General features: G+C 58.8%; 21 protein-coding genes and 2 tRNA genes. 10 read left to right on the top strand and 13 right to left on the bottom strand.

The features are described from left to right. Nucleotides 1-18: 18 nt before the first annotated feature. Nucleotides 19-735: a fimbrial biogenesis chaperone gene (locus Electrica_RS15935; protein ID WP_141964938.1), complete on the top strand. Its 717-nt coding sequence runs from the start codon at nucleotides 19-21 to the stop codon at nucleotides 733-735. Next, nucleotides 732-2,078 (top strand): fimbrial protein, encoded by a 1,347-nt coding sequence (locus Electrica_RS15930; RefSeq protein ID WP_141964937.1) that lies wholly within the window; start codon nucleotides 732-734, stop codon nucleotides 2,076-2,078. Before Electrica_RS15935 ends, Electrica_RS15930 begins: the two co-directional genes overlap by 4 nt. 475 nt (nucleotides 2,079-2,553) lie before the next feature. Here Electrica_RS15930 and Electrica_RS15925 read toward each other — a convergent pair. The 10 genes from Electrica_RS15925 to Electrica_RS15880 form a co-directional block, all read right to left on the bottom strand. Continuing rightward, nucleotides 2,554-2,641: transfer RNA gene (locus Electrica_RS15925), tRNA-Ser, on the bottom strand. 367 nt (nucleotides 2,642-3,008) lie between these two features. Next, entirely contained in the window at nucleotides 3,009-3,572 is a 564-nt protein-coding gene (locus tag Electrica_RS15920) for a histidine phosphatase family protein (RefSeq protein ID WP_141964936.1), read from the bottom strand. A 4-nt stretch (nucleotides 3,573-3,576) separates the two neighbouring features. After that, complete coding sequence (locus Electrica_RS15915) at nucleotides 3,577-4,335, bottom strand: CbtA family protein (RefSeq protein WP_131050011.1); 759 nt, start codon at nucleotides 4,333-4,335, stop codon at nucleotides 3,577-3,579. A 10-nt stretch (nucleotides 4,336-4,345) separates the two neighbouring features. Next, complete coding sequence (locus Electrica_RS15910; protein ID WP_131050010.1) at nucleotides 4,346-4,555, bottom strand: CbtB domain-containing protein; 210 nt, start codon at nucleotides 4,553-4,555, stop codon at nucleotides 4,346-4,348. Beyond that, the gene (locus Electrica_RS15905; RefSeq protein WP_100685699.1) at nucleotides 4,552-5,019 is read right to left on the bottom strand and encodes a nitrile hydratase accessory protein; all 468 of its coding nucleotides are present in this window, start codon (nucleotides 5,017-5,019) and stop codon (nucleotides 4,552-4,554) included. The genes Electrica_RS15910 and Electrica_RS15905 overlap by 4 nt, the downstream gene beginning before the upstream one ends. After that, nucleotides 5,016-5,669: a nitrile hydratase subunit beta gene (gene nthB / locus Electrica_RS15900; RefSeq protein WP_100685698.1), complete on the bottom strand. Its 654-nt coding sequence runs from the start codon at nucleotides 5,667-5,669 to the stop codon at nucleotides 5,016-5,018. The genes Electrica_RS15905 and nthB overlap by 4 nt, the downstream gene beginning before the upstream one ends. Nucleotides 5,670-5,684: 15 nt before the next feature. Further along, complete coding sequence (gene nthA, locus Electrica_RS15895; RefSeq protein ID WP_100685697.1) at nucleotides 5,685-6,293, bottom strand: nitrile hydratase subunit alpha; 609 nt, start codon at nucleotides 6,291-6,293, stop codon at nucleotides 5,685-5,687. A 24-nt stretch (nucleotides 6,294-6,317) separates the two neighbouring features. Continuing rightward, the gene (locus tag Electrica_RS15890; protein ID WP_141964935.1) at nucleotides 6,318-7,832 is read right to left on the bottom strand and encodes an amidase; all 1,515 of its coding nucleotides are present in this window, start codon (nucleotides 7,830-7,832) and stop codon (nucleotides 6,318-6,320) included. Nucleotides 7,833-7,968: 136 nt separating this feature from the next. Then, nucleotides 7,969-8,229, bottom strand: coding sequence for a globin family protein (locus Electrica_RS28945; RefSeq protein ID WP_228267376.1), 261 nt, complete (start codon nucleotides 8,227-8,229; stop codon nucleotides 7,969-7,971). Nucleotides 8,230-8,512: 283 nt separating this feature from the next. After that, nucleotides 8,513-9,406 carry a transporter gene (locus Electrica_RS15880; RefSeq protein ID WP_141964934.1) on the bottom strand — a complete coding sequence of 298 codons (894 nt, stop codon included), beginning with the start codon at nucleotides 9,404-9,406 and terminating at the stop codon, nucleotides 8,513-8,515. Nucleotides 9,407-9,822: 416 nt separating this feature from the next. On the opposite strand from Electrica_RS15880, the gene Electrica_RS15875 reads away from it, so the two are divergent. Beyond that, nucleotides 9,823-10,785 carry an AraC-like ligand-binding domain-containing protein gene (locus Electrica_RS15875; RefSeq protein WP_131050005.1) on the top strand — a complete coding sequence of 321 codons (963 nt, stop codon included), beginning with the start codon at nucleotides 9,823-9,825 and terminating at the stop codon, nucleotides 10,783-10,785. 227 nt (nucleotides 10,786-11,012) lie between these two features. Here the strand turns inward: Electrica_RS15875 and Electrica_RS15870 are convergent, their stop codons facing one another. Both Electrica_RS15870 and Electrica_RS15865 read right to left on the bottom strand, forming a co-directional pair. Continuing rightward, on the bottom strand, nucleotides 11,013-12,407 hold the full coding sequence (locus Electrica_RS15870) for an APC family permease (protein ID WP_100685692.1): 1,395 nt from the start codon (nucleotides 12,405-12,407) through the stop codon (nucleotides 11,013-11,015). Between the two features lie 204 nt (nucleotides 12,408-12,611). Beyond that, the gene (locus Electrica_RS15865) at nucleotides 12,612-13,445 is read right to left on the bottom strand and encodes an AraC family transcriptional regulator (protein WP_141964933.1); all 834 of its coding nucleotides are present in this window, start codon (nucleotides 13,443-13,445) and stop codon (nucleotides 12,612-12,614) included. A 146-nt stretch (nucleotides 13,446-13,591) separates the two neighbouring features. Here Electrica_RS15865 and Electrica_RS15860 point away from each other — a divergent pair, with 146 nt between their 5' ends. From Electrica_RS15860 to Electrica_RS15850, 3 genes are read left to right on the top strand one after another with little or no spacing between them, the layout of a single operon-like run. Continuing rightward, nucleotides 13,592-14,731: a tyramine oxidase subunit B gene (locus Electrica_RS15860; RefSeq protein ID WP_141964932.1), complete on the top strand. Its 1,140-nt coding sequence runs from the start codon at nucleotides 13,592-13,594 to the stop codon at nucleotides 14,729-14,731. Nucleotides 14,732-14,784: 53 nt separating this feature from the next. Beyond that, nucleotides 14,785-15,207, top strand: a complete 423-nt coding sequence (locus Electrica_RS15855) for a RidA family protein (RefSeq protein WP_100685689.1) — start codon at nucleotides 14,785-14,787, stop codon at nucleotides 15,205-15,207. A 31-nt stretch (nucleotides 15,208-15,238) separates the two neighbouring features. Further along, nucleotides 15,239-16,531, top strand: a complete 1,293-nt coding sequence (locus Electrica_RS15850; protein ID WP_141964931.1) for an NAD(P)/FAD-dependent oxidoreductase — start codon at nucleotides 15,239-15,241, stop codon at nucleotides 16,529-16,531. A gap of 513 nt (nucleotides 16,532-17,044) precedes the next feature. Here the strand turns inward: Electrica_RS15850 and Electrica_RS15845 are convergent. Further along, nucleotides 17,045-17,132: transfer RNA gene (locus Electrica_RS15845), tRNA-Ser, on the bottom strand. Between the two features lie 268 nt (nucleotides 17,133-17,400). Between Electrica_RS15845 and ghrA the strand changes: the two genes are divergently transcribed. From ghrA to Electrica_RS15825, 4 genes are all read left to right on the top strand, one after another. Then, nucleotides 17,401-18,339 (top strand): glyoxylate/hydroxypyruvate reductase GhrA, encoded by a 939-nt coding sequence (gene ghrA / locus Electrica_RS15840; protein WP_142255917.1) that lies wholly within the window; start codon nucleotides 17,401-17,403, stop codon nucleotides 18,337-18,339. 84 nt (nucleotides 18,340-18,423) lie between these two features. Next, nucleotides 18,424-19,161, top strand: a complete 738-nt coding sequence (locus Electrica_RS15835) for a phosphatase (protein ID WP_160703836.1) — start codon at nucleotides 18,424-18,426, stop codon at nucleotides 19,159-19,161. Nucleotides 19,162-19,182: 21 nt separating this feature from the next. After that, nucleotides 19,183-19,737 carry a TorD/DmsD family molecular chaperone gene (locus Electrica_RS15830; protein ID WP_141964929.1) on the top strand — a complete coding sequence of 185 codons (555 nt, stop codon included), beginning with the start codon at nucleotides 19,183-19,185 and terminating at the stop codon, nucleotides 19,735-19,737. A gap of 102 nt (nucleotides 19,738-19,839) precedes the next feature. Next, on the top strand, nucleotides 19,840-20,334 hold the full coding sequence (locus Electrica_RS15825; protein WP_131049998.1) for a DUF1097 domain-containing protein: 495 nt from the start codon (nucleotides 19,840-19,842) through the stop codon (nucleotides 20,332-20,334). The last annotated feature ends 8 nt before the right edge of the window (nucleotides 20,335-20,342 follow it).

Genomic DNA, 20,342 nt, shown 5'->3' with positions numbered 1-20,342 from the left:
ACAAAAAAGAGTAACGCAATGAAATTGTTAAAACTATATTTTACCGGCCTTCTGGCGGTAGTCTTCCTCGTCGGTTCGGCGACAGCCGGCGTCAGGCCGCAACTGACCCGTATTGTTGCGTATGCGCAGGACAGAGAAACCGCGGTAGACGTTATCAATGACAGCCAGGAGACCTATATGGTGCAGGCCTGGCTGGAAGATCTTCGGGGGAATGACCACGATCTTCCGCTGGTGCTGACACCGCCGGTGATGAAGCTTGAGGGTAAAAAACAGGGGAAATTTCGGCTCGTGGTTCTGAGGGGGGCGATTACGCAAGACAGGGAGTCCGCATACTGGCTATCGCTGCAGGAAATCCCCCCTAAAGCCGGGAGCGCCAATAAGCTGGTTATTGCCGTGCGCAGCAGGCTCAAAGTTTTCGTTCGCCCTGACGGACTGAGCTCTGCCGGCGCTCGCGATGCGATAAAGCAAATTCGCTGGAGTCTTGAGAAAGACGGTAACGATGTCTGGCTGAAAGCAACCAATCCCACGCCGTATTATGTCAGCTTTGCCCGCCTGAGCGTGGGGGCTGGCAAGGGGATTACGCTGGAGGATCGTCATCGTATGCCTCCGCCGTTCGGTAGCGAACGTTACCATCTGCCTGCCTCCGTGAATCCTGACCGCGTGAGCGTGACCTGGAGCGGGATCCATGACTGGGGCGGTGCGGGTGAAGAATACCGGGCGGAGTTGAAGCAATGAGAAGAGCGGGGAAAGAAGAGCAGGTACAGGGGATAAAACACCGCTCCCGCTGCTGGCTGGGCGCTTTCCTGCTCATATTATCAGTCGATGTTTCGGCGCAGTTGCATATCTCACGAAGTTATATGTGGGGGCACCCAGCCAGTGAAGTTTTTCAGCAACCTGTGGGAACCTGCGTTTACTCATATCCGGATAGTATGCCATTTTCGGTACATCGCCCGGTGGTGGTGGATAATTCTATCCCGGATGGAACCATTCTGATGTCGTGGGATTACGCCGATTTGAATACTTCGATTATGTTGAATTGCACCGGGAACGGGACAGAAAGCTCATTTCTGAACATCCTGAATGTGGAGTCATCGATCACTATTGTATCTGCGGATATCGCATTGGCTGGTTTAGGTTTCGGTCTGTCAGGCTCCGGGTCGGGGATTCTGAATACTTCAGTAGGCGGCGTCGGAATTCGTTTCTATGTGCGATCTGACTCGCCGAACCTGGGTAGTGATGGCAACAGTTCCGCGTACATCAGAATGTCTGGATTCGGCAGCAGTGGAACCGAATATGCAGCCAGTGGCGTGGAGTATCCTCTGATTGGTCCGACGACGGGAATGGCCGCGCTGGTACTCAGAATGATGGATTCACGTACTGAAGGTGGTCATACCTTCTGGTATATGCCTTCCAGAAGTGTGTCGCTTTCCCTGCGCGCCGAGCTGATAAAAACCGGTTATGTCACCAGCTATGGTCCTCTCTCGGTCAGCCATCTCTTTAATAGCTGGGTTAATCCTGCGCCGACAGGAATTGGCACCAATCCGGATACGAATTTTCTCTCCGGAAACGGTGTGACGCTGGTCCGACCGACCTGCAAGCTGAGCTCACAGCGTCCCACGGATTATACGGTCAATATGGGGATATGGGATGCCGATACGATTACCCGAGAGGGGGCCCCCGCTTTTGGGGCTGATGTTCCTGTTCCGGTGGAACTGGAGTGCAACGGGATGGCGGAGAATGTCCGGATGCGATTTGAAGATGCGGGCGCGTCGCCACTTCCGGTGGGTAACCTCAGCCTTTACGACGCCGCCGGCGGAAATAAAATTGATGGGCTGGAAATTGAGCTGCGATACAACGGTAACCATATTGATATCAACGGGTCAGCTGTCGATATTGGGAGTTATGGTTCGGGGGCCACTTCTGTCGTGGGGGATAAAATTTTTGCGGCGTCATCCGCAAGTTTTATGCCGATAACCTTCCAGGCACGCTATATCCAGCGAGCGACGATCGCGCGAGCTGGCGTCAATTATACCGGGCCAGTAAGCGGCACCGTAAATCTGTTTATGGTTTATGACTGATGATGCCATCAAGACGATTTTCTGCGCCTTTTCCCGATAAAAGCTGGCCGGGCTGGGTGTCAAACCAGAAACGGTATCATGGAGTTCTAATCAGGGACGCACTCAGGAACAGTGCGTTCCGGCTTTAATCTCAACCGGGGAAGAGGGGGGACTCGCTTCGCTCACTGCGTTTGCGGTCTGTCCAACTGGCTGCGCCAGTTGTCGACCCCCGGTCGGGGGTTCTCATCCCCCCTGGCGGGATGCAATATGCGAAAAAAAAGCTCGTACTTTCGTACGAGCTCTTCTTTAAATATGGCGGTGAGGGGGGGATTGACTCGCTTCGCTCGCCCCTGCGGGGCAGTCCGCTCACTGCGTTTGCGGCCTGTCCAACTGGCTGCGCCCGTTGTCGACCCCCGGTCGGGGGTTCTCATCCCCCCTGGCGGGATGCAATATGCGAAAAAAAGCTCGTACTTTCGTACGAGCTCTTCTTTAAATATGGCGGTGAGGGGGGGATTCGAACCCCCGATACGTTGCCGTATACACACTTTCCAGGCGTGCTCCTTCAGCCACTCGGACACCTCACCATATTGTTTCGCTGCTCACCTTGGGTGGGCAACGGGGCGCTACTATAGGGAGTTGCGCTAAAACGGTCAAGCAGTATTTATTCTTTCTTTACCGTTCGGTCAAGCAATGAACACTACTTTGGCCGGATGCCGTCGGGGCGGTGATTTTCACGCGGATAATCAAGCTGTTCGCTACTCTTCAGGATATCCTGAGCTTCAGCGGGCGGCAACTGAAGAGCGGGAGGGCTTTGGTATACACCTTCGCCCACCTCGCGGTATCCGGACGATCCCGACCGCGCGACATCCGGATGCCAGCGCCGCGCCATGCAACGAGACGAGACCCGCTTGCATCACGCATGGCTGAGTTATCTTCGGCGTTGTCTATCGGTCAGTCACATCGTTCCCCCACCACGCAAAAATGCCAGCGTCGTCCATCGCTGTGCAACCCGGTAATACTGAGCGGGTGGATATCAATGCGCTCAAATGACTGGAGCGGTGCGCCGAGAACGTCGACGATCATGGCGCGGATCGCCGTGGCAGAGACTATCGCGCAGTGGCGGCCTTGCATATCGACGCGCTGAGTCAGCCAGTGGCCGCAGCGCGCCAACAGCTGAGCGCGCGACTCACCGCCCGGCGGCGGCGCGCCCTCCAGCCAGGCGTGGAACGCCTCGGCGTCTTGCATCATCACTTCCCGCAGCGGTCGCCCGGCCCAGATTCCATAGTTGGGTTCTGCCAGTTCCGTCGCCAGGGTGAACGGTAAAGAGAGCGCCCTGACGGTCTGCCGGGCAGCCGCTTGCGGGGCGCACCAGACGGTATGGTAACGGGCGACCACGCTCTGTAGCTGACGCGCCCGTTGCCATGCCCGTACCTCCAGAGGTTCATCGTCAGGGAAACGCGACCCTCTGCCCGCCGCTGTTTCTCCCTGACAAATCAGCGTTAGCGATGCGCCCATAACCTCAACCGCGCCAGAAGGCAGGGCGCTGTCCGTGCGCCGCCGGGTCACGTTCGGCTAATGCGCCGAACGCCACTCCGATAATGCCCCATAGCACCAGATGCGTACCGAAGGCGCTCATTCGAAAACGCCAGAGCAGATCGGCCGGGAAGTGGTCGGGCACTTCGTTCACCGTTGGCATCAGGGCGCAGACCGCCAGCAGAAGCATTACGCCGAACAGCGTCGCCCACATCATCGCATTTCCATTGCCAAGGCGCGGGCTAAGTCGGTGCGCAACCCACGCGGCTGAAGCGACGATGCCGACGGAAAGCAGCATCATGATGAAGTACAGCCCGGTGCGGTAGCCGATGGTCTCCGGATTGCCGACGGCCGGCGGATTGGGCGGGTATTTCAGCCCCGGTATCAGGCTCAACGCCAGAAAACCGCCCAACGCCAGACATAGCGCCAGCGCGCGCGGGCTGGACGGTCCGACGCGCTGATAGCTGAAGGCCCACGTCAGCGCCAGACCGCCGCCCAGCGCGGCGCCAAACAGCGCCATGCCAGCCAGCAGACCGACCCCGGACTGAGTTTGACGGCTAAAGACCTCTTCTTCTTCCCCGCCGTCCGTCGACCCGCTATGTTGGTGCGCATGAGCAGCCAGACTTTCTTCAATCCCGATAGCGCGATCGACCTGCGGCTCGCCGAAATGGTGCGCAAAGGCAAACGCCACCAGGCCTGCCAGAATGCCGGCTATCATCCCCTTGAATAATAGTTTCCCAATCATTTCCGCCTCCTCAGTGGCAGGGAAAACCCAGCAGATGGCGCGCGTCGTGGAAGAATTCATGCACCTGCGTGCCGGAAAACATCGACGTCGCGCCTTGTTCCGCACCGACGAAATAGATTGCCAGCAGTGCCAGCAGGGTGGTGAACAGCGCCCAGGGCAACAGTGCCGCGACCGGTATCGGAGCGGCCAGGGTGCTGGTGGTCAGGGTGATATCGCTCATGATGTGACTCCGTTGTTGATTGTGCTGATGGAAGATTGTGCCGGGCTAACCGTCACCGGCACACCCAGTGGCAGCGGGTGGTGGTTATGCGCAGGCGGGCAGCTGGCGTTGGTCAGCAGGATCGGCTGGCCATGAGGTGTGTTGATATATGCCTGCCGCCATTCCTGAGTCCGCCGGGCAATGTCATCCGACGCGGTCAGGTTGAGGGCGGTGATCATGCTCTCCATCGCCGTCGCCCACTGGCGATAATAGGCGTCGTTCACGCTTTCGCCGGGCTGCGCCGGGGCGGCCTTGATAGCTTCGCTGAATGTCCGCACCCATTCCGCCCACGGGAACAGCCCCGCCCGGTGCAGATGGACGATCAGGGAGAAGGCTTTCGCTTGCCAGGGCTTATCGAACACCGGCCCTTCCTCGTCGCGGGGGAGCCCGACGGCGGCGTAATCATGCAGTGTCGCAGTGCTCATGCTTCCTCCAGATAGTCGTCCCACAGATCGATGTAAACGTTGTCCGGGCGCGGTTCCCCCCACAGTTCCAGCGCGGTAAAGCTCACGCTGTAGACGTGCTGGGGATGTTCGCCCAGACCGTGCGCCGCGGTGTCCGGCGTGATGAACACGCCGTGATCGGTCGCAATACGGCCGATTTTGCCGCGCACGTAGCGCGGCAGGCGGGTGTGAGTGGTGGGGTTGACATTTTTCGCCCGCACCAGGTCTCCTGCCTTAAAGCGGGGGGCGACATCGTGACTGACGCGCGCGGATCCGCCGGTACTGACAACCATCGCTACCTTATCCTGCGTCAGCACGGGCGTGCCCGCTGCGCAGGGAGTCGCTGTCGCGCCGCCCCAGAGTTCGTCGACGGTGATCACCCCTTTTTCCAGCAGCAGCGTTTCGAATGCATGCAGCCAGTGTTCGTAGTAGCTCGCCTCCAGGTAGTGGGCCGGATCCATACGTTCAATGGCGTGGCGGAATTCATCCACGTTGAAATGACCGCCGACGAACAGCGAGGCGAACAGCGGAAATACCCGGCGCTCCCACTCATGATGAAAATACGGCTCGTTTTCCTCGTTGAGGATCGGGCCGAGGCCATGCATACCGCCCAGATCATGTATCCCGTTCATGGTTTTCTCCCCTTGTTATGGCGCGGCGACCACGCCGGTGCCGATCATAGAATCGCGGGTGACCAGTTCGACCAGCTGCGCTTCGCTCCAGCCGTCTGTGCCCGCCGGGCGTTCTGGCAGTACCAGATAGCGCAGTTCGGCGCTGCTGTCCCAGACGCGCACCTCTTTACTTTCGGGAATGTTTAATCCGAATTCGGCCAGAACGCCACGCGGGTCGATAACGATGCGCGAGCGATAGGGCGCCGACTTGTACCACACCGGCGGCAGGCCCAGCACCGGCCAGGGGTAGCAGGAACATAATGTACAGACGGTCACGTTGTGTACGTCCGGCGTGTTCTCCACCACCAGCATGTCTTCACCCTGCACCCCGGAAAAACCCAGCTCGGCGATAGCGGCCGTGGCATCTTCCAGCAGACGGCGTTTATATTCCGGGTCATGCCACGCTTTGGCGACCACCTGCGCGCCGTTACGGGGGCCGACTTTATGCTCGTAAGTGTCGATCAGCTCATCCAGTGCCGCCGGGTCGATCAGTCCTTTCTCCAGTAGCAGGGACTCCAGCGCCCGGACACGTAATTCGATGTCCGCCGGTGGTTCGGTATGGTCGTGGTCGTGTTTATGGCTCATTTTATGGTTCCCGATAGTTAAGGGTTAAAACATCCGCCAGTCGCCTGAGGCTTCTAAAGCGGCGGCAGCCTGATAGATGGTGCTTTCGGCGTAGTGGCGGCCCACCAGCATCATGCCCACCGGTAGTCCATCAACCAGTCCACAGGGGATGGACATCGCCGGGTGGCCGGTGATGTCCTGCGGCGCGGTATTGCCGATCATCTCGAAGGCGCGGGAGATATACTCGGTGATGGAGCAACCCGGCTCCGGCAATGGCTGAGCGACGATGGGCACCGTAGGCATCACCAGCAGGTCGAAATCCGCCAGCGCCCGGTCATAGCCCGCACGCGCGCGACGCGCGATATTCTGCGCCCTGGCGTAGTAGCGGCCGTGGTAGCGTTCCAGTCCGTACTGGCCGACGAACATACATATCTTGAGCGATGGGGAAAGCGCGTCGGCGTCGTCGCGCCACCGGGCGTGTTTGTCCAGCAGCGCCACGTCATACTGGCCTTCCCAGTTAAAACCCATGCCGTTGCCGTGCATCATCTGGGCGGTGAGCCCTTCGCAGCCGATGGGGGACCAGAGGGCGCCCGCCAGATTGTGCTCCGGCACGGAAATCTCGCCGACGAGAGCCCCCAGCTCCTGCAAACGAGCGACGGCGCCGCGCACCTTCTCCGCCACCTGCGTATCCATGTTCGGCAGCTGGAAGCCTTCGGTCAGAAGGCCGATCTTCAGGTTGCGCACGCCCTTGTCCAGCGCAGCGGTGTAAGCCTCTACGGTGGGGGCATACTGGCGCGGGTCGAGCCCGTCGTCGCCGGCGATAGCTTCCAGCATCAGAGCGTTATCGCGCACGTTGGCGGTAATCGGGCCCGCATGGTCGAGGGTCGCTTCGATCGGCATGATGCCCGTGTAGGGCACCAGGCCGTGGGTCGGCTTCATGCCATAGGTGCCGCAAAAGGCCGAAGGAATACGGATAGACCCCCCCTGATCGCAGCCTATAGCCATGTCCACCGCGCGCGCCGCCACCAGCGCGGCGCTACCGGAGGAAGAACCACCGGCAGAGTAGCCGTGACGCAGCGGGTTGTGCACGGGGGCGGGGTCGGAGGTGTGGCTGCCGCCGGACAGGCAGAAGTGTTCGCAGGTGGCCTTGCCGAGAATGGTCGCTCCGGCATCCAGCAGCCGGGTGGCGACGGTGGCGTCGTAGGCGGGCACGAAGCCTTCCAGCGTCGAGGCTCCGTTCATCATTGGCACTCCGGCCAGCGCGATGTTGTCCTTAAGCGCCACGGTGCGGCCAGCCAGCTTGCCGGTCGCGGCACCTTGCACTTCGCTCTTGTAATACCAGGCATTGAGCGGATTTTCTTCGCCGTCAGGGCGATAAGCGGCGGCGCGTGGGTAGCGCGCCGCGGGGATCTCGTCGGGCAGGGCGTCGATGAGATCGTAGGCGTCGAAGTTGGCCTGCATCAGCGCCAGATATTCTTCGGCCTGTGCGGGCGTCAGTCGCATATGCAGCCGACTGGCGAGTTCTTGCAGTTGTTCGATGGTCGGACGTTCAATAGCCATGGGGTTCCCTTTATATGGTGTGTGTCAATGCAACCTGTCTTCAACATAAGCCCGAAACGTCATCACTACATGGCTGTGCGGGTCAGTCACCTGGCTGAAATGGACACCCGCCGGTTGCGCAGGTGTCCCTCCTGGATTAAGACGGTTTATCTGCTTTTGGCCAGTGGATACCGACGCTTTCCATCCCCCTGGTCACGTCCATGTCAGGGTGCGCGAGCACCACATCCCGGTACGAGGGGCTGCCGATGACGGCGGGTTTGAACTGGGTCAGGAAGGCGGTGACCTCTTCCCGAATATCCTGCGCCACGTTGAAGTTCTCGTAGCATTCGTCGATAGACTCGAATACCGCTTTCCAGTGCACTTCGGTCAGCCCCATGCCGCGGTGCGCGGTCACCATATCTCGTCCCCGGTAGACGGTGTTGCCGCCCCCAGTGTTTGCAGAGAAAGTCGACGAAATTGATGTGTTCTTTCTGGAATGACGATTCGGACACGTGCGCCCAGATATGGCCGATATCGGGATGTTTCATGCAGGTCTTCAACACTTCGCCAGCGAAGGCGTAAACGGCGTCATAACCACCGAGACGTTCATAGAGGGTGGGTTTTTGCTGCTGATCGGTCATGATGGATTTCTCCGTTGCGGGTGAGTTGTGGGTCTGGGGATGTCTCCGTGTCGATTCGCATCAGAACAGTTTCATCACGCGCAGAGTGGTGTGCAGATCTTCTTTAAAGCCACCGTCGACGTTGAGGTCGCGCTGGAGCAGGCCCTGCACCTGCACCGTGGGGGTGACGAATTTCGATAATTCCAGCCGCGCCTGATCGACGCGCGTCGCCTGTCCGTTCCCGGCGTCGTCGAGCCGCTGCTTGCCGCCCCAGTATTGGGAATAACCGACGGCGAGGGTCCAGCTCTTGTCTGCGGGTGGCGTCCAGCTTAGCCAGCCCTGAAATTGATAAGTGTTGTCTTGTTTGAGACGGCCGGTGCCGATACCCGTGGCATCGTCGTTGACGCCATACCACATCACGTCGGTGGACAGCTGGGTGGCGAAACCGTTACCGAGCTGTTGTACGCCGCCAAGCTGCAGGTCGAATTTCCAGCGGTTTTCACCGACGTTAAGCGTGCGTCCGGCGTCGTAGGCGCCGGCGGGGACGTACAGGTAAGGCACAATGGCGAAGGTAGTGTCGGGGTTGTTCACCAGCCAGACCGGAGCGGCAAAGATGGGGTCGCCCAGGCCGCTGGCTGAATCAAGCCGGACGCCGTTCAGTGAGCCGTTGTAGAGACGTCCGTAGGGCAGCAGCACCTGCGGCGCGACCATAAAGCCGCCGATGTCCATGTAGTGGACGTAACGAAAGATGCTGACGAAGGAGTCGAGCCCGGTATCTCGCTTAAGTTCGCCGCCCCCGGTGGGGGTGAAGCTGTCTCGGGTGGCGTAGCTGAAATACCCCAGAGCGGCATCGGTGCCGGCGGGAGCAGGAATGAGGTCCTGCGAGTTGAGATCGACCGCATGAGCCGGGCCGGTAACCAGCCAGAGTACGCAGGCGCTCAGGCTGATGCGAAACGTAGCGTTGCTGAAAGTCATAACGTTCCCCCCTCTTGTCTGATGTCATGTTATGTCCGGAGCACGGTGCGGCCGGAAGACCTTACGCTTACTGATACTAGGGAGAAATTTGCCGCGTACTTGCTTGAGAAGGTCAGTCGTTTGGCTGGCAGGGACAACCGCTCGTGGGCTGAAAACGCCCGGCGCATGATGGTCCGCCATAGTGCAGGCGTCGCACGCTGAGGGGGCGGTATCTCACCTCGTCGTGCCCCCATTCGTCACCCGACGCGACGGCGAAGAAGGGGGAGGTGTCATAGATTGCAGCGATATTTTTCAGTAATTTATCGATTCTCTGCGTGAGGGGAAGGAGGGGCGTATTCGCCCGTTGGCACGATAGTTGCTGCCTGCGAAAACGTTTCTGTCGTTGATACGGGATCCCCGGCGCGAGGTAAGTCACTATGAAGAGCATGCAGTCTGCGGGCAGCCTCCACTATTCGACCGTTGGCGTTGCCGAGTCGCGCCGCTTCGAGTACTGGAACGACGTGGTGTTACGTCACTGTATTCCGGCCGCCAGCGCGCCTCTGGCAGGGGGCGATTTCGATGCCCGGCTTGCGGTACGCGGAGTCGGCATGGTGGATATCTGTTCGCTGTCCGCGCCGCTGCACTGCTGGGATCGCACGGCCCGTTATCTGCGGCAGGGCCCCGACGACGATCTGTGGTTGGGCTATATGCAGGGTGGCTACGGTCAGCTTGAGCAGGGCGGACGCAAAGCGACGCTGGCAGCAGACAGTCTGGTGCTTTACGACGCGGCGCAGACTTTCCGTTTTAGTCTTGGCGGGCGCGATAACCATCTGGTACGGATCCCCCGGCACCTGCTGAGCGGTCGTTTGCCTGGGCTGGAAAGTCTCACCGCGGTGGCGCTCGACGATCGCCGCCCCGGCGTGATTCCGCTGCGCGAAATGCTGCGTCAGGCGGCGGCAATGCCCGGCTGTCTGGACAACCCGGATATTTCCGGCCGCTTCTCCCAGACGCTGCTGGATCTGCTGGTGCTGAGTCTGGAGTTGCAGGATCTGGATAACGTGAGCGCTGAGCGCGATCTGTACGCCCGCATGATGAATTACATTCGCCGGCAACTTGTCGATCCTGATTTGAATATCGAGAGTCTGGCACGGGCGCACTACGTCTCCGTCCGTACCGTGACGCGCGCTTTCGCCCGGCACAAAAAAACGCCGATGGCCGTGATCTGGCAGGAAAGGCTGCGGGCGAGTCGCGAGGCCATCGAGCGCGGGAGGGTGAATAGCGTCTCCCAGGCGGCGCTGGATTTCGGTTTCTCCGACTTCTCCCATTTTAGCCATGCCTTCCGTAAAGCCTTCGGCGTCTCGCCTAGCACCCTGTTGCACCGGGATCGGCACGGTTTGTGAGGCTGGACGGTCTCGCGGCGGGCAAGCCGCTACGCATGCATTTATTGCATGCTTTAGTCGGGCTTATCAAACCAGGAATTTCATCACCGACTGCGCGGTTTCACTTTTGGTCTGAGATATTCCCCGTGAGGTATTTGCCGACACGCGTAAATAACAAAACCACCGGTTAAGGTGGCTTTGGCAATAAGGCTCGGGGAGATTGAGCGGCGCAGTTTAACATTTTCCCGCTACGCGGTTTTTACCGCCGACTTGCGTTTCGCCGACATGATATATCCTGCGCAAGCGCAGCAGGCAATAAACCAGGGAATAAAGCGTATCAGCGGCGAGTCGCTGCCGCTTATCAGCTGCAGGTTATTAATCACCAGAATAATCGCCATCAGCATGCAGGCGATGGACATCAGCGGTGACCACAGCACCCGCCAGCGGCTGTTGTTATGCCCGGGCAGACGGCGGAAGAACATCACCACCGCCGCAGAGACCCCGACCTGGAGCATCAGGATTGACAGCGTGGCAATGGCCGAGCCAAAGGCGAAGATATGCACCATGGGATCCATATTGCTGCCGCCCATTCCCGCCAGCAGCAGCAACAGTAACACGCTGTGCAGATGGCTGGCCTTGTGCGGCGTACCGTTGGTGGGGTGCGTGGCCGACAGCTCCTTCCAGATCAACCCGTCGCGGCTGATGCTGTAGATATAGCGGGAGATATTATTGTGAAACGCCAGCGTGGCGGCAAACAGGCTGGTGATCAGCAGCACCGACATGGTATCTACCGCCCATTGACCTACGTACTCACGTGTGATGGTGAAGACAAAGTTGCCGGGATCTTTACTGGCGATTTCCGCTATCTGATCAAAGCCGTAGACCTGCACGAACGACCAGCTGGTAAAGCAGAAGAATGCGGTGATGATTATCAGCGCGCAGAGGGTGGCGCGGGGGATTGTTTTTTGCGGATCGCGACACTCTTCGGCGTAGATGGCGGTGGATTCAAAACCGATAAAGGCGGCCACGGAGAACACCAGCGCAATACCCAGATTGCCATGCATAAACACCGACGGTTCAAATGAGCTGAAGGTGAGCGGGCCGCTCTTTTTCAGCAGGATCATCACGTCGGTCAGCAGGACGATGCCGACCTCTGCCAGCATCAGCACGCCCAGCAGCTTGCCGCCGATCTCTACGCGTTTGATGCCCAACATCCAGGCGGTCAGGGTAAACAGCATGCTCAGTACCCACCACGGAATATTGAGCGCCAGGTGCTGTTGTAGAAACTGTTCGCTGAAGAAACCCAGCATGGCCATTATTGCCGTCTGTATTGAGACGTAGGCGACCAGCGCCAGTACCGATGCGGCCGCGCCCGCGTTGTTACCCAGCCCTTTTGAGATATACGTATAGAAGGCTCCGGCATCGGTGACATAGCGGCTCATGGTGAGGTAGCCCACCGAGAAGAGCATCAGGATCAGACAGGCGACAATATAGATAACCGGAATGCCGCCGCCATTGCCGGTAAAAATGGCCACCGGCAGCCCGCCCACCACCCCGGTAAGGGGGGACGCTGCGGCGACCACAAAGAAGACCAGGGAGGTGAGTCCCAACGTATTTTTTCGTAAACCGGTAGAGTTGCTCATCGCCAGCGCCCTTATTGGATAGTGAAGCCAGACTCAGCAAATCTTTTTCCTGCTGAGTGGTCAGGTAACTATCGGGCATCATTGACCAACGCTGGCGGCAGAGATAGAAAAAATCGGACAACCCCAAAGTGCAACAGATGCACTATTTTAGTGCTACTTGCATTCAACATGGTGCTTACCTAATTTTAACATCCATGCTGATCCTCAATGGTAGCGTAGCCGTTCATCCCACGCCTCGCCGAGGGCCCGACGCTGAAATTCCAGCGGGGTGGCGCTGACCAGTTTCTTAAATTCCCGCAGGAAGTGCGACTGATCGCTGAAGCCCAGATCCAGCGCCAGAGCGGTAAATGAATGCCTGCCCGGTTTATACAGGGTATTCAGCGCTGTCTGGCAGCGCATAATACGGCCGAATATCTTTGGCGACATGCCGGTATCCTGGCGGAACTGGCGTTGAATGGTGCGGCATGTATAGCCGGTCAGCGTCTCCAGCTGTTCAATGCGGATATTGCCTTTCAGCTGTTGAATGGTGTGAATAATGCAGGTGGTCACACTCGACGTGCGGCGCGCCAGACGCGGGGTAAAGTAACGATCGAACAGCGTGACCTGCTGGGAGAACTGCGCGCTGCGCAGGATTTGCTCACAGGCGCGCCGCGCCCCCGGCACTACTTCAGTGAAGTCGTATTCGCGGTTGGTCAGCTCCTCCGCCATCAGGTCCAGAAAGTCGGGCATGATGCCCGGCGCAAAGCGTACGCCGAAGTAACGATGGCCGTTGATCAGCTCTACGCTGTGCGCCTCCAGCGGCGTGCCGCACACTCGCGCCGTTGGCCGCGCGGTATCACAGTCGAAAACAATATCCACGCAGCCGTCCGGGATAGCCATGGTGACATCCGCCGCCGACGACACATCAAAAGTGTAGAAATGCGATATCGCCGGATTGGCGGAAGCCATGATCGAGTAGTGCTGCGCTGCGCTCAGGACAAACCAGGGTTGTTCAGGATAGATAGCATCGGCATAGCCAGAAATAAGAGCGTGTGACACAGGCTGTCCTCGTAGTCATGAAGATAACGCTTGGCTAATGCAATCCGGATGCCATGCTGAATTTCCCATGTCGCAAATATTCAATACAGCCTCCACGGGGAAAGGTATTGATAGAGTCATTCACTCAACCGCAAAGGCTGACCGCAATGACTAACCAGACAAAGATTGACTTCATCTACCTCTCCGAGCAGGACATGATCAGGGCCGGGGTGACCGATATGCCCGCTTGCGTGGACACGATGGAAGAGATGTTCGGCCTGCTGTATCGGGGGGATTACCGAATGGCGGGCGCCAATAATGACTCCCATGGCGCGATGGTGACCTTCCCGGAACATTCGCCGTTCCCGACCATGCCAAAACCGACTGCCGACCGTCGCCTGATGGCGATGCCCGCCTACCTGGGCGGCAGTTTCGGCACCGCCGGGGTGAAGTGGTATGGCTCGAATATCGCCAACCGCCAGAAGGGCCTGCCGCGTTCGATCCTGATGTTTACCCTCAATGACGTCGACACTGGCGCGCCGCTGGCGCACATGTCCGCCAACCTGCTTTCGGCCTACCGCACCGGCGCGATTCCGGGGGTGGGCGCACGCCATCTGGCGCGTAAAGACTCGCGGGTGATTGGCCTGATGGGGCCGGGGGTGATGGGCAAAACCGTGGTGGCGGCGTTTATTGCCGTCTGCCCGCTGATTGACACTATCAAGATCAAGGGACGCGGGCAGGCAAGCCTCGATGGCTTTATTACCTGGCTGACCGCGACCTACCCGCAGGTCACCACGATTGAGATTGTCGACACCCTCGAAGAGGTGGTGCGCGGTGCCGATATCGTTACCTACTGCAGTTCCGGCGAGGTGGGCGATCCGGCGACTTATCCGCTGGTTAAGCGTGAGTGGGTCAAGCCCGGCGCCTTCCTCGCCATGCCGACGCTGTGCACTATTGATGAAGGGATGGAGCAGCCTGATGTGCGCAAGGTGCTCGATAACACCGGCCTGTATGAGGCCTGGTACACCGAAGTGCCCAAGCCCGCCCACAATCACATACCGCTGATCGGCGTGCGCTTTATGGACATGCTGGCCGCCGGACAACTGAGCGCGGACCAACTGGAAGATATTGGCAAAATCGTCGCCGGCGATGCGCCGGGCCGCCAGAACGAGGAAGAGATCATCATTATGTCGGTCGGCGGCATGCCGGTTGAGGATGTGGCGTGGGGCACGGTGGTTTACCGCAATGCGCTGGCGCAGGGGATCGGTGTGAAGCTGAACCTCTGGGACACCCCGGAACTCAGCTGATGCCAGGCTGAACGCGAAGATACGTTAACGATTTCATCAGAACAGAGAGCGCTATGAGCAACATTACTAAAGTTAAAACCGGTTCGATTTATGAAGAGAAGGGCAGCTACTCGCGCATTGTGGCAGTAGATAACTGGATTTTCGTTTCCAACACCGCCGGGCGTCATCCGCAGACCAAAGTGATCCCGACCGACATTGCCGAACAGACCCTCCAGGTGTTTGCCAATATCGAACAAGCGCTGGCGGCGGTAGATGCCACGCTGGCCGATGTAGTGAGTTCTCGGGTGTTTATTCAGGATCCGGCCGATGTGCCGGCGGTGATGACCATTGTGGGCGAGAAGTTTCGCGGTATTGACCCGGCCGCTACCGTGACCTGCCCGCCGCTCGGTTCCACGGTATATAAAGTTGAGCTGGAGGTCACCGCCTATCGCGGGGCGTCAACAGCCAGCGTACAGACCATTAACCTCGCGCTTTGATTTTGTTATTCACTCTATAAAGGTACAGACTATGGCCCCGACAATCACTCCGGTTACGACATCCGGTGCATTTCCCTCCGCCACCACGGTGGTGATTATTGGCGGGGGCATTGTTGGTCTGACGGCGGCGCTAACGCTCTCTGAACGGCAGATCCCCGTGGTGGTGCTGGAAAAGGGGCGCATCGCCGGGGAGCAGTCATCGCGCAATCTGGGCTGGGTGCGTAAAACCAGCCGCCTGGCGGAAGATATCCCGCTGGCGCTGGCATCGGACCGGCTGTGGGCGGGAATGGCCGCGCGCACCGGCAGGGATGTCGGCTACCGCCAGGCGGGGATCATGTTTAACGCTCGCAGCGAGGCGCAGATGGCGATGTACGAGGGTTGGCTGCAATCCGTTCGTCATCTGCAACTTGATTCGCGTCTGTTAAGTCGCGAGGAAATAGCCCGCCACGTGCCAGGCGGCAGCGAGAAGTGGGCCGGGGGGATTTTTACCCCTTCGGACGGCCGGGCGGAACCGACGCTGGCCTCAAGCGCAATAGCCCACGCGGCGATGGAACGGGGGGCCGTTATCGTGGAGAACTGTGCGGTGCGCACGTTGAGTACCGCGGCGGGCCGGGTCAGCGGCGTGATCACCGAACGCGGCGAGATCCGCTGTGAACAGGTGCTGCTGGCCGGGGGGATATGGTCGCGGCGCTTTCTCGGTAACCTCGGGATAGCGCTGCCAACTCTGCCGCTGATCTGTTCGGTGTTGCGCACGAAACCGTTGGCCGGGCCGACGGAGATTGCGGTGGGGGCGCCGGACTTCTCGTTCCGGCGACATATCGACGGCGGCTATATCGTGACCCAGCGTGGGGCGCTAGATGCCTCGCTGACGCTGGACCACCTGTTACTGGGGATGCGCTATCTGCCCCAGTTGCGTACACAGCGCGATTTTTTACGTATCAAGCTGGGGAGGCCGTTTTTCAGCGATCTGGCGTTGGCCCGTCGCTGGGGGGCTGGCGACAAATCGCCGTTTGAGCGGGTGCGCACCCTTGATCCATCGGCCAATCCGGCGCTGAATCAGGAGGCGCTAAACAACCTGAAAGCGGCCTGGCCGGTATTTGCCGGTGCGGAAATCGCTGAGGCCTGGGCGGGCACCATCGATGTCACGCCGGACTCTAACCCGGTGATTGGTCCGCTGGCAAAAATGCCCGGTCTGACTTTGGCGACGGGCTTTTCCGGCCACGGCTTTGGCACTTCACCGGCTGCCGGACAGCTGGCGGCGGATCTGGTGTGCGGCGGTGAGCCGATTATTGACCCGCATCCCTATCGCTTTGAGCGTTTTTGAGGCGGGGCAGCCCGCTCACTGCGTTTGCGGTCTGTCCAACTGGCTACGCCCGTTGTCGACCCCCGGTCGGGGATTCTCATCCCCCCTGGCGGGATGCAATATGCGAAAAAAAAGCTCGTACTTTCGTACGAGCTCTTCTTTAAAGATGGCGGTGAGGGGGGGATTGACTCGCTTCGCTCGCCCCTGCGGGGCAGCCCGCTCACTGCGTTTGCGGTCTGTCCAACTGGCTGCGCCAGTTGTCGACCCCCGGTCGGGGGTTCTCATCCCCCCTGGCGGGATGCAATATGCGAAAAAAAAGCTCGTACTTTCGTACGAGCTCTTCTTTAAATATGGCGGTGAGGGGGGGATTGACTCGCTTCGCTCGCCCCTGCGGGGCAGTCCGCTCACTGCGTTTGCGGCCTGTCCAACTGGCTGCGCCCGTTGTCGACCCCCGGTCGGGGGTTCTCATCCCCCCTGGCGGGATGCAATATGCGAAAAAAAGCTCGTACTTTCGTACGAGCTCTTCTTTAAATATGGCGGTGAGGGGGGGATTCGAACCCCCGATACGTTGCCGTATACACACTTTCCAGGCGTGCTCCTTCAGCCACTCGGACACCTCACCATATTGTCGCTCCCGTTGTTGTCGGGAACGGGCGCTAATTTAGGGAAATACGTATCTCTCGTCAATCAACTTTTGCAAAAAAACGCGTGTTTAGCCAAACTTCGCGCAACTTGCGTTTTAAATGCGCGACAATCGATTTTTTTGTCGCCAGCCTGTTTTTATTCGATAGAAAAATGAAATTTGCTATGCTGGCAATCCAATAGAAAACAATAAGTAAAATACGGCGCCAGGATCAACCTGCAATCCGCGCCCGCAATCAGGAGTCATGATGGACATTATCTTTTATCACCCGACATTTGATACCGCTCACTGGATTGCCGGGCTGGAAAAACAGCTGCCGGGCGCGCGCGTGCGCGAATGGAAATCCGGCGATACCCAGCATGCGGATTACGCGCTGGTCTGGCATCCGCCGGTGGAAATGCTGCAGGGACGGGACTTAAAAGCCGTTTTTGCCCTCGGCGCTGGCGTTGACTCTATTCTGAGTAAACTCCGCGAACATCCGGAAATGCTGCCGCTGTCGATTCCACTCTTTCGCCTCGAAGACACCGGAATGGGTCAGCAGATGCAGGAGTATGCGGTGAGCCAGGTGCTGCACTGGTTCCGACGTTTCGACGATTACCAGGCCTTAAAACAGCAGGCCCGCTGGCAGCCGCTGGAGGACTATCATCGCGAAGAGTTCACCATCGGGATCATGGGCGCGGGCATACTCGGTTCGAAAGTGGCGGAAGCGCTGCAGGTATGGGGATTTCCACTGCGTAGCTGGAGCCGCAGTCGCAAATCCTGGCCTCAGGTGCAAAGCTTCGCCGGTCAGGAGGAGCTGGGCGAATTTCTCGGCGCTACGCGGGTGCTTATCAACCTGCTGCCGAACACGGTGGAAACCGTCGGCATTATTAACCAGCAGCTGTTGGCGCAGCTTCCGGATAACAGCTATGTTCTCAATCTGGCACGCGGCGTTCACGTGGTCGAAGCGGATCTGCTGGCGGCACTGAATAGCGGTAAGCTTAAAGGCGCGATGCTGGATGTCTTTAGCCGCGAGCCATTACCGGCGGAAAGCCCGCTGTGGGCGCATCCCCGGGTGGCCATGACGCCGCATGTCGCCGCAGTTACGCGTCCGCTGGAAGCGATAACCTATATTGCCAGCACTATCGGCCGGCTGGAGCGCGGGGAGGCGGTGAACGGGCAGGTCGACCGCCAGCGCGGATACTAAGAGAAAACCCCGCTGCGGCGGGGTTTTGCTGATCATGCGTCCTGATTCCTGCTATTCTTGCCACAAACAGAGAAGGAGATTGTGATGTATCCTGTTGACCTGCACATGCATACCGTCGCCAGTACCCACGCCTACAGTACCCTGCACGATTATATTGCTGAAGCAAAGCGCAGGGGGATCAAACTTTTCGCCATCACCGACCATGGTCCGGATATGGCCGATGCCCCGCACTACTGGCATTTCGTCAATATGCGCATCTGGCCGCGGATAGTCGACGGCGTCGGCATTTTACGGGGTATTGAAGCCAACATAAAAAATACCCGCGGCGAAATTGACTGCTCCGGGCCGATGCTGACCTCACTGGACCTGTTCATTGCGGGCTTCCATGAGCCGGTTTTCCCGCCGCAGGACAAAGCCACCCATACTGAAGCGATGATCGCCACGATGGCGAGCGGCGCAGTACATATTATTAGCCATCCAGGCAACCCGAAATATCCCGTCGATATTCCGGCGATAGCCGCCGCGGCGGCAAAATACCAGGTGGCGCTGGAGATCAACAACTCATCCTTCGTCTCGTCGCGGGTGGGCAGTGAAGATAACTGCCGGGCGATTGCCGCCGCCGTACGTGATGCTGGAGGTTGGGTGGCGCTGGGATCGGATTCGCATACCGCATTTACGCTCGGCGAGTTCAAAGAGTGTCGTAAGATCCTCGATGATGTGAACTTCCCCGAAGAGCGGATCCTGAACGTGTCCCCGCGTCGGCTGTTGAATTTCCTTGAGTCCCGTGGGATGCCGGCGATCCCTGAATTTGCCGATCTTTAATATAAAAACTGGAAAAATTGAATGAACGAGTTTTCAATCCTCTGCCGCGTGCTGGGCTCTTTGTACTACCGTCAGCCGCAGGATCCGCTGCTGGTGCCGCTGTTTACCTTGATTCGTGAAGGGAAGCTGGCGGCGAACTGGCCGCTGGAGCAGGATGAGTTGCTGGAACGTCTGCAAAAAAGCTGCGACGTGCAACCGCTGGCCGCCGATTACAATGCGCTGTTTGTTGGTGAAGAGTGCAGCGTTCCTCCGTATCGTAGCGCGTGGGTAGAGGGGGCAAGCGAAGCTGAAGTTCGCGGTTTCCTCAGCGAGCACGGGATCCCGACCGGAGAAGGTCAGGCCGACCACATTGGTTCGCTGCTGCTGGCCGCCTCCTGGCTTGAAGATCATGCGACGGAAGATGAAAGCGAAACGCTGGAAACGCTGTTTGCTGACTATATTCTGCCGTGGTGCGGGGTTTTCCTCGGCAAAGTCGAGGCGCATGCCGGGACACCTTTCTGGCGGACGATGGCGCCCCTCACGCGTGAAGCGCTCTCCGCTATGTGGGATGAACTGCAGGAAGAGATGGAAGAATAAATGTGATTTACATCACATTTATATTGCAAGTGTAATCTTTAACTTGCATGTAACGTGCTTCAGATCTCATTTGATGGGCGCGTATCTGCTATGATACGCGTCATGAACATACTCCTCGCAATCGCAATAACGACAGGCATTCTCTCCGGAATCTGGGGCTGGGCGGCGGTCGCGCTTGGCCTGCTGAGCTGGGCGGGCTTTCTGGGCTGTACGGCCTATTTCGCTTGCCCGCAGGGCGGGTTAAAAGGGTTGCTGATCTCAACCTGTACGGTGATGAGCGGTGTGGTGTGGGCGCTGGTCATTATTTATGGCAGCGCGCTGGCGCCGCATCTGGAAATTCTGGGCTATATGATGACCGGGGGCGTGGCCTTCCTGATGTGTATTCAGGCTCGCCAGCTGCTGCTCTCCTTTGTCCCCGGTACTTTTATTGGCGCCTGCGCTACGTTTGCCGGCGACGGCAACTGGCGGCTGGTGGTACCTTCGTTGGCGCTAGGGCTGGTGTTTGGTTACGCAATGAAAAATTGCGGGCTATGGCTGGCCGCCCGTGCGCGGAAAAACAAATCCGCATTAGTGAACGAAACGCCCGACCAGGCATGAGCTGATTT

This window comes from Klebsiella electrica (genome assembly GCF_006711645.1).
Lineage (GTDB): Bacteria > Pseudomonadota > Gammaproteobacteria > Enterobacterales > Enterobacteriaceae > Klebsiella > Klebsiella electrica.
The sequence above is the reverse complement of the archived record's forward strand: the minus strand, read 5'-3'. Positions and strand labels throughout refer to the sequence as shown.